The sequence below is a fragment of the Cellvibrio sp. genome (genome assembly GCF_053579595.1).
In genome coordinates this window covers 1-11,565 of the sequence record NZ_JBRFPI010000094.1, presented here as the reverse complement: position 1 = coordinate 11,565, position 11,565 = coordinate 1, and the positions used below count along the sequence as shown (strand labels likewise).

Annotated in this window: 13 protein-coding genes; 9 read left to right on the top strand and 4 right to left on the bottom strand. The window is 47.6% G+C overall.

What is annotated here, in order from left to right; translation table 11 throughout:
- The 3 genes from ACWA6V_RS08090 to rimI all read left to right on the top strand — a co-directional run.
- Window positions 1–445, top strand: a 445-nt coding sequence (locus tag ACWA6V_RS08090) for an alpha-isopropylmalate synthase regulatory domain-containing protein (protein WP_449522004.1), incomplete at its 5' end; no start/stop codon positions are given.
- Window positions 408–1,202 carry a hypothetical protein gene (locus ACWA6V_RS08085; protein ID WP_449522003.1) on the top strand — a complete coding sequence of 265 codons (795 nt, stop codon included), beginning with the start codon at window positions 408–410 and terminating at the stop codon, window positions 1,200–1,202. The genes ACWA6V_RS08090 and ACWA6V_RS08085, both read left to right, overlap by 38 nt.
- Window positions 1,203–1,229: 27 nt before the next feature.
- Window positions 1,230–1,715: a ribosomal protein S18-alanine N-acetyltransferase gene (gene rimI, locus ACWA6V_RS08080; RefSeq protein WP_449522002.1), complete on the top strand. Its 486-nt coding sequence runs from the start codon at window positions 1,230–1,232 to the stop codon at window positions 1,713–1,715.
- Between the two features lie 15 nt (window positions 1,716–1,730).
- On the opposite strand, the gene ACWA6V_RS08075 is transcribed toward rimI, so the two are convergent.
- Window positions 1,731–2,270 (bottom strand): response regulator transcription factor, encoded by a 540-nt coding sequence (locus ACWA6V_RS08075; protein ID WP_449522001.1) that lies wholly within the window; start codon window positions 2,268–2,270, stop codon window positions 1,731–1,733.
- Window positions 2,267–3,574: an ATP-binding protein gene (locus tag ACWA6V_RS08070; protein WP_449522000.1), complete on the bottom strand. Its 1,308-nt coding sequence runs from the start codon at window positions 3,572–3,574 to the stop codon at window positions 2,267–2,269. The genes ACWA6V_RS08075 and ACWA6V_RS08070 overlap by 4 nt, the downstream gene beginning before the upstream one ends.
- A gap of 198 nt (window positions 3,575–3,772) precedes the next feature.
- On the opposite strand from ACWA6V_RS08070, the gene ACWA6V_RS08065 reads away from it, so the two are divergent.
- From ACWA6V_RS08065 to ACWA6V_RS08050, 4 genes are all read left to right on the top strand, one after another.
- On the top strand, window positions 3,773–5,131 hold the full coding sequence (locus ACWA6V_RS08065) for an MATE family efflux transporter (RefSeq protein WP_449521999.1): 1,359 nt from the start codon (window positions 3,773–3,775) through the stop codon (window positions 5,129–5,131).
- A 109-nt stretch (window positions 5,132–5,240) separates the two neighbouring features.
- Entirely contained in the window at window positions 5,241–6,818 is a 1,578-nt protein-coding gene (locus tag ACWA6V_RS08060; protein WP_449521998.1) for a peptide chain release factor 3, read from the top strand.
- An 86-nt stretch (window positions 6,819–6,904) separates the two neighbouring features.
- Entirely contained in the window at window positions 6,905–7,153 is a 249-nt protein-coding gene (locus tag ACWA6V_RS08055) for a hypothetical protein (RefSeq protein ID WP_449521997.1), read from the top strand.
- 71 nt (window positions 7,154–7,224) lie between these two features.
- Window positions 7,225–7,785, top strand: a complete 561-nt coding sequence (locus ACWA6V_RS08050; protein WP_310075386.1) for a hypothetical protein — start codon at window positions 7,225–7,227, stop codon at window positions 7,783–7,785.
- 75 nt (window positions 7,786–7,860) lie between these two features.
- Here ACWA6V_RS08050 and ACWA6V_RS08045 read toward each other — a convergent pair whose 3' ends face one another.
- On the bottom strand, window positions 7,861–8,970 hold the full coding sequence (locus ACWA6V_RS08045) for a TonB family protein (protein WP_449521996.1): 1,110 nt from the start codon (window positions 8,968–8,970) through the stop codon (window positions 7,861–7,863).
- Window positions 8,971–9,310: 340 nt separating this feature from the next.
- On the opposite strand from ACWA6V_RS08045, the gene ACWA6V_RS08040 reads away from it, so the two are divergent.
- Together ACWA6V_RS08040 and ACWA6V_RS08035 are read left to right on the top strand one after the other, a co-directional pair.
- The gene (locus ACWA6V_RS08040; protein ID WP_449521995.1) at window positions 9,311–10,000 is read left to right on the top strand and encodes a cyclic nucleotide-binding domain-containing protein; all 690 of its coding nucleotides are present in this window, start codon (window positions 9,311–9,313) and stop codon (window positions 9,998–10,000) included.
- Window positions 10,001–10,096: 96 nt separating this feature from the next.
- On the top strand, window positions 10,097–10,771 hold the full coding sequence (locus ACWA6V_RS08035; RefSeq protein WP_449521994.1) for a flagellar brake protein: 675 nt from the start codon (window positions 10,097–10,099) through the stop codon (window positions 10,769–10,771).
- Between the two features lie 66 nt (window positions 10,772–10,837).
- Here ACWA6V_RS08035 and ACWA6V_RS08030 read toward each other — a convergent pair.
- The coding region (locus ACWA6V_RS08030) for a hypothetical protein (RefSeq protein ID WP_449521993.1) at window positions 10,838–11,565 on the bottom strand (728 nt) is incomplete at its 5' end.

Below are 11,565 nucleotides of genomic sequence, written 5' to 3'. Positions count from 1 at the left end.
TGTTCCAGAAATTCATCGATTCCGAGATAAAGCGCTGGACAGCGACGATCAAGCACATATCTTGGTAGATGTTTATGAATTAGGTGAGATGGAGTTGGTTTGTAAAACAGGCCAGAGCCCTCGCGCGAAAGTGGAATTAAAAATTCGTGGTAAATCTGTCAGTGCGCATGCTATAGGTTCTGGTCCAGTTGACGCTACATTTAAAGCGATAGAGAGTTTGGTAAATAGTGGCTCGCATTTACAGCTTTATTCAGTCAATGCTATTACCCAGGGAACTGATTCACTTGGTGATGTCACTGTACGCTTGGAACATGATGGTCAAATTGTTAACGGTGTTGGTGCTGATACTGATATTGTTACTGCATCGGCAAAGGCGTATTTGCACGCACTTAATTTGTTAAGCGCTCATGCCGCCAAAGCCCATCCACAACGCGACGGAATCTGATCTGGTTATGAATGAATTGCAGCGGCAAGCCTATTTATCGGTGCTCGGCATAGAAAATTATGCCCCGCGCAGGCTCTTGCCGTCTGCCCCTGTTTCAGTTGCTTGTGTGCTACCAGTGTTTGATATTCCTGTTACTGAAGCTCCTGTGTCTTTGGGGGCTATAGCAATAGAAACTCAGATCGAAAGTAACTCGTCTGCACCGCAGGTATTAACGGCGATTGCCGATTTGGGTGAGCAAAAAAGAACACCTCTCGCAATCAATGCTGCATTGATTCTGCAGCAATTGGAAGAAAAAAAAGCGCCGGTTGTACAACCTTTTTCACTGAGTGTTTATCGCCCCCAGCCTGGTTTTTTAATTATCGATTCACGTAACACCAAGCTGGCATTGCCTACTGAGGTTCTACTTAATAATCTTTTACGTGTGCATCTAAAGGCAGTACAGCCTGCGCTTGGCGAAGAGGTCTTGCGTTGGCCGATGATTGAGAACCGGTTTGTATCGCGCACTGAAGATGATGCGCGCAATGAGTTGCAGACTTGGCTTGCGGTAGAAAATGAATTGCGCCCTATTCATAGTCTGTGGTTGATGGGCGAAAGTGCTGCGCGCTATTGGTTGGACGCAGGTAGCGAGTGGGCGGCAATATGCTGGACAATGCAAACTATTAAGGATGTGTCATTGCAAGCACTGATCTTGCCGAGCCTTAATCAGCTGCTGCAAAACCCTACACAAAAATCCAGATTATGGGCTTGTCTGCCGTAATTTTGTTTTTACACCGAAATTAAAACAATGACCGAAGAACTTTCTCTCGCGTGCGAAACCTACACTGGCTTGGTATTGCGATTCCGTTTAATCACGGCGGAGGATATTCCGCACGTAATGGCGCTTGAGCGTATCGCCCATTCTCACCCTTGGCGACAATCCAGTTTTGAAGACTGCTTAAACGGTCGGCAAAAATGTTGGTTGGCAGAACATAAGGGAATTTTGGTGGGGTATGTGGTCGTTACCCATGGTGGCGGCGATGCTGAGTTGCTGAATATTTCAGTTGCACCGGCTTATCAGCGCAAAGGAATAGGTCAGTGCTTATTGGCTCATGCTGTGAATTGCGTTAAGGCAAAAGCGGATATGTTGTTTTTGGAGGTGCGTATGTCTAATCGCAAGGCGATTGCACTTTATGAAAGAGAGGATTTTTTCGAAGTTGGTCAGCGCAAAAATTATTATCCTACTGTTAATGGCCATGAAGATGCACTCTTGATGGCGCGACAGCTTTTGTAACAATATTCTCGGAATTTATTGCTTTACCGGACGCTTGTGAAGTTTGCGTTGTAGTGTGCGGCGATGCATGCCCAGTGCCCTTGCTGTTGCGGAAATGTTGCCATGATTTTCCTGCAGTATTTTTTGAATGTGCTCCCACTCCAATCGGTCAATTGAGAGCGGTGTATAAGTTGGCTCAATAGCGGATTGCTGTTTTTGCTCACCAAACGCGGCAAGGATTTCATCGGCATCTGCGGGCTTGCATAAATAATTTACTGCACCTAATTTTACCGCTTCGACGGCGGTTGAAATGCTCGAATACCCGGTCAGCATTACTATCGCCAGTTCCGGTTGACGCAATTTTAATTCGCGTATTAGTTGCAGGCCTGAATCACTGCCCAATTTCAAATCGACAATTGCCCGTTCAAAATCAACACTGCTCGCTAGTTGTAGCGCCTGGGCTGCATTGCTTGTTGATATTGTTGAAAAACCGCGTCTTTGCAGTACGCGCTCAAGCATGCCCGCCAGGGTTTGGTCATCATCTACAATTAAAAAATCCGTGGTCGTTGCGCTCATATTGCGAGTGGCTCTGTCAGTGATACAAGTGTGATAGGTAATTCGAGACGTGTGATAGTGCCACGCGGTACGCGATTATGGAGCGATACAGTTCCGCCGTAGCGATTAATCGTAGCCTGTGTCAACAGCAAACCAATTCCGAGCCCTTTGGTTTTGGTGGAGATAAACGATTTACCCAAATGAGCAGTCACTTCGTTCGCAACTCCCGTTCCACTGTCTTTAATTGTCCATTGCATATGTTGTGCATTCCAATTGATATCAATTTCTATATTCTGCGGGCTGGCATCAGCGGCATTGTTTAATAAGTTAATAATTGCCTGCGCAATAGTTGGATGGAATTGCACAATCATTTTTGCTTGATTAGGTGCAATATTAATTGTAGATATGACATCGGGGCGCATAATTTTCCAGCGCTCGATTAGGGTATTACAGTAGTTGCTGATATTGTCGCTGGGTAATTGCCCGTCTTTGGTTTGCTCGGCAGTGGCAACCAATTCGCGCAAGGTGTTGGCACACTGGTTGACCTGTTCCTGCAATAATTGCAAATCTTTTTGCAGCGGATCAACGTTTTTGTATTCGGTGCGCAACTCACTCAGCAAGAGTTTCATTGTCGATAAAGGCGTGCCCAGTTCATGGGCAGTTCCCGCCGCAAGTGTAGCTACAGCCATTACTTGTTCATCGCGCAACTGGTCTTCACGCCAGCGATTTAATTGTGCTTCTTGTGCGCGCAGGTCGCGCGCCATTTTCACAATAAAGTAAGTAATCAGACAGGCGCTGATAAAAAAATTCAGCCACATACCGAGCACATGCAAATTGATTGAGTGGTCAGCTTGGTGGTGATGGGGTGAGAGGATGGGCAAGGGGATGTGGAAAAATAATAGCAGCGAATAACTCATAACACTTAAACCCGCAATGGCGAGTGTATAGCGGCCACTTAAGGTTGCTGCACAAATACAAATAGGCACTAAAAAATAGGAAACAAATGGATTGTTGGCGCCTCCGCTAAAGTAAAACACCGCACTTAAACAGGCTAAATCTACCAGTAGCTGGATAAAAAACTCCATCTGAGTAACGGCTAATGGTTTGCGCAAACGCACAAACGTGAGCAGGTTGACACTCGTCAGAATAACCAGTGCAGTTAGAATTTCAGTGAATGGTAGATTGACAGTACCATCCCACAAAAAGACAACGGCGGCGATACCGAGGCAAATCAAAATCAAGGTGCGGATAATCACCCAATAACCCAAATGCTGCGCGTGGCCAGCCAGGGTGAAGGGCGCATTGATCATAGTCTTGTGAGGCATTGGAGACCGTGCAATAGGTGAGTAGATGAAATGGATTATAGCGAACTGATGCTACGCCAACTGCTTTAGCGCGAAATCGGGGGTGCGACACTTTGTCGCGCTCCACTCTGCCCAAAGCGGAGCCGCGTATGGGGACTGGTGTATACTGCACGCCATTTTTTGATCGCCTTTTCTTGGTCACAGCAACCGGCAGCGTTTATGACAACCCCCTTACCAGCAACCCTTACCGAAGGACGGGTCTCTGAACAGCTAAAAACCTTGGCATTACCTCTGGTTTGGGGTTTGATGGCGACCATGTCGCTCAATGCGATAGAAACCTTTTTCATCGCCCAATTGGGGCGCGAACCCCTGGCCGCCCTGAGTTTCACTTTCCCGATTATCATGGTGCTCACCAGTCTGGGTATTGGTCTGGGTGCAGGCACATCATCGGCAGTCGCTCGCGCAATTGGCGAGGGCGATTCCAGCAAGGCGCGGCGGCTTGCTACCGATGCCATGAGCCTCACGTTCATCATCTCGGCGAGCGTGTGCTTATTGGGCTGGCTCACACTTGAACCCCTGTTTCTCGCGCTGGGCGCGACCCCGGATTTGATTCCGCTGATCCGCTCCTACATGGCCATTTGGTATTTCAGTGCGCCCTGTTTGATGGTGCCTATGGTGTGTCTATCGGCGCTGCGGGCGATGGGCATGAGCCAGGTGCAGGGCTATTTGATGGGTGGCGCTGCGCTGCTGAATGTGTTGCTTGATCCTATTTTAATTTTCGGGTTGTTTGGTTTTCCCGCGTTAGGTTTACAAGGTGCTGCGCTAGCCACCTTAATTACTCGCGCGCTAATGCTGATAGTTGCGCTTTATATTTTGCATGCGCGTGTTCACATGCTGGTCAATCCATTTTTGCCCTGGGAAAAACTAAAAAAATCCTGGATGACCATTGTTGAAGTGGGTGTGCCCGCCATGGTCGCCAACGTCATCATTCCGTTTGCGAGTGCGATTGTGGTTGCGATGGTCGCTGCCTATGGTACCGACGCGGTGGCGGCGCTGGGTATTGCCATGCGTATCGAACCCTTGGCGCTGATTGTTTTCTACGCGCTCTCCGGTGTGGTTGGGCCATTTTTCGGGCAAAACTTTGGTGCCGGAAAATTGGAGCGCTTATATGAAGCCCTGCGTGTACTCACGGTTTTTTGTTTGGTTTTTGGAGTGCTATTGGCGGTCGTGCTGGGTTTTCTGGGGGCAGAGATCGCGGGTTTATTTGGCGATCACGCCGAAGTGGTTACCATCACCGCAACCTATCTTATGATTGTGCCGATCAGCTACGGCGCCTATGGTTTGGTGATGGCGGTCAACGCGGCTTTCAATGGTTTGGGGCGCCCCTGGCCAGCGATGATGATATCTGCCGGCCGTGTGCTTTACGTGTATTTGCCGCTGGCTTGGCTTGGACAACATTGGTGGGGCATGGCAGGGCTTTTTGTCGCGACTGCACTCGCCAATCTTTTGCTAGGCCTATGGGCTTGGTTGTGGCTAAGAAAACATATTCGCCAGCAAGCAATTCCTGCTGAGCCATAGCACGCTGAGAATTCTCCGCCAGAGCTTCCCACCAAGGGATAACTCACAGGGTATAATTCCCGCACTTCTTTTGTCCCTTTTTATTTTTCTCTTTTGACGCGATATTTTTATGATTAATTTAACTGCTGAACTCGCCAAGCGTCGCACCTTTGCGATTATTTCCCACCCGGATGCCGGTAAAACCACGGTGACGGAAAAATTATTGCTGTGGGGCAATGCCATTCAATTAGCGGGTTCGGTCAAAGGTAAACGTGGCCCGCATGCCAAATCGGATTGGATGACCATGGAGCAAGAGCGTGGAATTTCCGTGACCTCCTCGGTGATGCAGTTTCCCTACAAGGATCGCATCGTCAATTTGCTTGATACCCCCGGCCACGAAGATTTCTCGGAAGACACTTATCGCACACTTACCGCAGTAGATTCTGTGTTGATGATGATCGACGGCGCGAAAGGTGTAGAGGATCGCACGATTAAATTGATGGAAGTCTGCCGCCTGCGCGACACTCCAATTTTAACCTTCATCAATAAAATGGATCGTGAAAGCCGCGATGCCGTTGAACTACTCGATGAAATTGAAAACGTATTAAAAATTACCGCTGCACCGATCAATTGGCCGTTAGGTAGTGGTAAAGAATTTGTCGGCGTTTACAATTTTTACACCGATGTTATTCACGTTTATCAGCAGGGGATGGGGCACACAATTCCCGACGATATCCAAATCAAAGGCCTTGATAGCGCAGAAGCCACTAAATTGCTCGGTGCCTATGCGCAGGATGTGCGCGACCAAATTGAATTTGTACGCGGCGCAACGAACCAATTTGATTTGGAGGAATACCTCGCTGGCCGTATGACACCGGTATTTTTTGGTACTGCGCTGGGCAACTTTGGTGTGCGTGAAATGCTGGATGGTTTCGTGGAATGGGCTCCGACACCGCGCGCGCGCGCCACTCACGAACGATTGGTTGAACCAGGTGAAGAGAAATTCAGCGGTTTTATTTTTAAGATTCAGGCCAATATGGATCCTAAGCATCGCGACCGCATCGCATTTATGCGCATCTGCTCCGGCACTTATTCGCAAGGCATGAAGATGAAGCATGTGCGTTTGGGCAAAGATGTAAAAATTGCCGATGCCGTGACCTTTATGGCGGGTGACCGCAGTGCAGTTGATGAAGCAATTGCAGGCGATATTATTGGTCTGCACAACCACGGCACTATTCAAATTGGCGATACCTTCACGGAAGGCGAAAGCTTGAAGTTCACCGGTATTCCACACTTTGCACCGGAATTATTCCGCCGTATCCGCCTGAAAGATCCACTTAAAATGAAACAGCTGCAAAAAGGTTTGCAGCAGTTATCGGAAGAGGGCTCAACGCAAGTATTTTTCCCCATCAACAATAACGATATTGTGGTGGGCGCGGTCGGTGTTCTGCAGTTTGAAGTAGTTGCTTATCGCCTGAAGGATGAATATAAAGTAGAAGCGGTTTATGAACCAGTCAATGTCACTACTGCGCGCTGGTGTGACTGCACGGATCCAAAAAAGCTGGAAGAATTTAATCGCAAATGTGCTGAAAATTTGGCCCTGGATGGTGGTGGCCACCTCACCTATCTCGCTCCGTCACGGGTAAATTTATCGCTTACCCAAGAGCGGCATCCAGAAGTGGTCTTCCGCGCAACCCGCGAGCATTAATTCCGATGCTTGTATTTTTTATCACCCTTGTTGTGTTTCTGAGTGTTATAGGGGTACTGCTATGGGTGAAAACCCCGCGCTACCAAATGACCAGGGAAGATCTGGTCGTTCTTTTGCAAAAAGTATTGGTGGGGCAGGCCAGCGAAAACGATTGGGCGATTTTTTTATCCTCGTCGTTTCGCCATTGCCCAGAGCTGGAACCTTTTCGCGATGCCTGCGCAGCGATTGATGAAAAAGAATATCTTGGCCACACGCGCGCTGGCTTTTTACTGAGCGAGAGTGGTTTAACACAAATTCGTTGGATTCTGGTGAAGGTCGAGGCGTTGGACTGCTAAGCTGGATGTTAGCCTCTGTGTGCTCGGTTATACTGAGGACATTACTATCATCAACCAAAACAGGTTTAACCTTGACAGCAGCTTCCGACAATAAGGATCTTATTTGGGATCTGGACGCCTTTAACCAGCGCCAGCGTGCGGTGGATTTTGTTATGGGGTTTGAAAATAAACTCTGTGTCTATTCCAGCTCGGTGGAGCAGCTGTATACAAACTACAATATTTTCTTCCCCAAGGAAGAAGATCGAAAGTTGGTGATTTTGCCGAATCCCTATATGCCGCATGATACCTTCAACGGGATCCCCCCCAATGCCGTTACGCCTACAGGGATGGAAATTATTCCCGGCATTTACCAATCGCGCCCCTGTTTGTTTTTGCGTATTCCCTTTCGCAGTGGAACAGTTAAATATCGCGCGGTACCGCTGCAAATGGGCTTGAATATTGTTCGTCAAAAACTCCCGCCGCATAAACCCTTTCTACCTGTGTTAATGAAGGGAGATTTGCGTGAGTTGGACGCCTCAACTCCTTGCCTGCACTTACATGCCATCCATCTGGATCGTCTGGCAGAGCACTCCACACTGGAGCGCAGTGGAATCCATAAGGTGATAGAGCAACGCTTGCGTCAACTGGGCTAGTAACTTGATTTCATTTGCAATAAAAAAGCCACCGCAGTGGGTGGCTTTTTTATTGCTATCAAGACAGTACAGGTTTTATTTCGGCAGGGTCCAACGCATAGGTACTGTAAACTCAAATCGCGAGCCTGCTATTTCCGCCGGTAAAGCCGGGAAAGGTGCTGAGCGTTTTATAGCTTCAAGCGCTTCTCTATTTAGCATATCAAATTTGCTGGTTTCCAAAATATTGGTGCTGAGAACAGTGCCTTCACGATCGATAACGATAGCAACACGCACACTCCCTTCCTGATCGCGATCCAATGCACGTTGCGGATATTTGGTTTTACCGCGGATTTTTTTGATGGCGTCAGATACATAAAACTGACGAGCCAACAGGCTTTGTGCCGTTAATGCAGGACCGTCTTCTTCCTCTTCTTCCTCCACTTTTGCTGCGGCAACTACAACTGGTTTGGCGGGGGTGCTAGCAACGGCGGCTGCAACAGGTGCAGGTTTTTCAGCTTGCGGCGCAGGAACTGGAATATCCAAGGCAGGTTTTTCCAGGGGGGGAACCTCCAATTTTGGCAGTTCGGTTTTTGCTATCGCTGCCACCTCGACTTTTGCACTTACTGAAGACTTGGATGATGAAGCTGCTGCTGTTTTTACTTCGACTTGAGCACCAGTCCAGGTTTTAACCTCTGCCGTGCGCGCTGTCGCTGGTGATATAGCGTTGAAGCGGCTACGTAAACCTGCATCAACATCGCCCACTTTAAGAAGACTGTCGCGGTAATCGGAAGAGAGTGGAATTTTGCCAATCCAGGTTGATAACAGCATAGAAAAAAAGGCGTTGTCATTAATGTTGCCCAGCAATACTCCATTCACAGCAATATCGACGCCCATGCCGGGATTATTAATAAAGCTGATGAAATCATCTTTTAGAAAACGGCCTTTAAACAAGCCATCAAATTTCACCATATTATCGGCTTGTGCGGTGAGCGCATCCGCTTTGCTATTCACGGCCATGCCCTCAATCCACATGCGGCTAAAGCGGCGAGTCGTTAACCCATCAGGAGCGACTATTTTTAGTTCCATGCGCATCGGCTGGACGTTATTCATAAGAGTATCCGGATCGTTGCTGAGCGATTCAGAATAAAGTGCGCCGATAAACACTTCCCGGCCTAATTCCTGATGGACACCAATACCATTGAGCATGGGTTCAGCGCGAGTGAGTTGGCATAACATTAGAAGCGAGATACAAGTGAGAACTCGGAATAGATGGTTGAAGCGCATAGTCTTACTACTCTCTATCTTTAGGGACTTTGTGGTTTTGGTTTGGTTTATCGTCCAGTGGTGTAGGCTGAATCTTATAGGTTGTACAAGCATATAATATAGAAAAAAAGCGTCAGAGCGTACCTCAGAGATAATTTGACTATAGTTGTTATATAAATTTTCGGTAGTATCATTCCTATCCGAGGAGTTTTCCGGCAGGATTAGTCACTCTGGTTTGATTCGCAGTGAATTAATGATAAAAAACATATATACGTACGGGTAGATGATGGAAACGAAACCTCTGCACAAGGTACCGCGAGATACACTCGATCACTTATTGTCGGGTATCCCCTTCTTTAAAGCAGTAAGGCAGCAGGATCTGAAACAGTTTGAGTTGTTGCTGCAAGCGTCGCGGGTTGTCTCTTACCAACCTGGCGAAATTGTTTTGCAAAAAGGTGACACGGGTAATTGGCTCTATTTCTTGCTTAAAGGTAAATTGGCAGTTTATGTCGATCAGGCGTTACAAGGCGATCTTGTTAATTATGTTACGCCAGGCGAAGTGTTCGGTGATTTGGCACAGCTAATGGGGCAGGCGCGAACGGCAACTGTGATTGCTGATGCTGCAGCAAAAGAGTCTATGGTACTGGCGTTGGATTTTAATGTGTTTGGCCCATTAAATTCAGTGAGCCCAATATCCCGGCAAACCAAACTTTCCTACTATCGCAATACTGCGCACAACTTGCGATGGAAGCTGGAAGTTTACCGATCCCAGCATTTACAGCATGAGTTGGCCAATAAACATCGGCAAATAAAGCTGTATCTTGGCCCTAAAGATACGCATGAAGAGTTGGTGTCACTGAACGAGCAATCCCAGGCATTGGCGTTATTGCTGTTAGAGTGGAATAAAGAATTCGGTGTATTGTCTGCTGACACGCTTAAACAAAACCAGCATATCGTTGAACGTGAGTCCTAGGCGTATTGATTGATCGCCCCCCGCCCTTGAGGCAAGAGTTTTTTCTACTGCTACACTTACCAAAATAACATTCCAATAATTAGTGTAGTAGCGGCAATGAAATTTGAAGAGCTAAAACTCACCTATGGCTACCCGTTACAGTTGCAAACTGCCACCTTGGCTGGGCAACCGGAGCGCTTTTCCTGTCGATTAATTGGTTGTTTGCCTGGGCGCAGTATTCTGCTGTCAGTGCCCAAGCAGGCAGGTAAGCTGATTAAGTTCAGGGCGGGGCAAAAAATTGTAGTCCGCTTAATGATCGATAATGGGATTGGTATTTTTGCCGGTATTGTTGAGAGCCAAACACAAGATCCCTATCCCATATTACATCTCAGTTATCCTGAAACAGTGACCTTCAAAGGCATTCGTGGTGCAACACGCGTTGCCGTTCGCGAAAAAATTGAAGTCACCAATGTCAGTGTGGAAAGTAAAATTAAAGCCTCTGGATTTATTTCAGACATGAGTATCAGCGGCACCCGGATAGAGTTGAGCGAGGATATTGCTGAAATTGGTGATACCCTTGAGCTTAGGGCACAGGTAGATATTCGCGATGTTAAAAGAGACCTGATACTAACGGGAGTGATTCGCTCGCGTGTTGATCCGACAGATAATCTCGGTGAAGGAGTATTGGTAAGCTACGGATTGGAGTTTACAAGTCAAACTGATGAGCATCGATTGGTAATGTACGCCTATGTATTTAACCAAATCGCATTGCAGGAAAACTCAACCCCATAAATGTTGTTTGAGCATCCCCAATAAAAAAGGCACCCGAAGGTGCCTTTTTTATTGGGGTGATAGCAATTAAGCAGCGGCTACAGGAGCAGCAGCTTTTGGCTTGCGACCACGCTTAGCTGGTGCAGCACCGGCTGGCTTTTTAGCAACAACTTTTTTCGCGGCTGGTTTTTTGGCAGCAACAGCTTTCTTGGCAACTGGCTTTTTAGCTACAGCTTTTTTCACGGCTGGTTTCTTAGCTACTGCTTTTTTAGCTACTGGTTTTTTGGCAACTACAGCTTTCTTGGCGGCTGGTTTCTTAGCTGCAACTTTAGCTTTAGCTGCAGTTTTCTTGGCTGCAGCTTTAGCTTTAGCGGCGGCTTTCTTGGCGGCAACTTTAGCTTTAGCGGCGGCTTTCTTGGCAGCGGCTTTATTTTTCAGGGCTGCTTTCTTGGCAGCAGCTTTTGCTTTAACAGCTTGCTTCTTCGCAGCTATTTTCGCTTTAGCAGCAGCTTTCTTGGCAGCTAACTTGGCTTTAGCAGCAGCCTTTTTCTCTGCAACTTTACTTTTTGCAGCGGCTTTCTTAGCTGATGCTTTCAAGCGCTTGGCAACAGCAGCTTCTGCTTTTGCAACTGCTTTGTCATGAGCGGAAGCAAGTTTGGCAGCAGCTTTTGCAGCGGCAGCTTCTTTCTTGGCAGAGGCAACAGCAGCTTTAGCAGCAGCAGCATCTTTCTTGGCAGCAGCCACAGCAGCTTTAGCTGCAGAAACTTGTTTAGCTGAGCCTGGGGTTTTCTTTTTGGCAGCAGCGGCCAATTTGC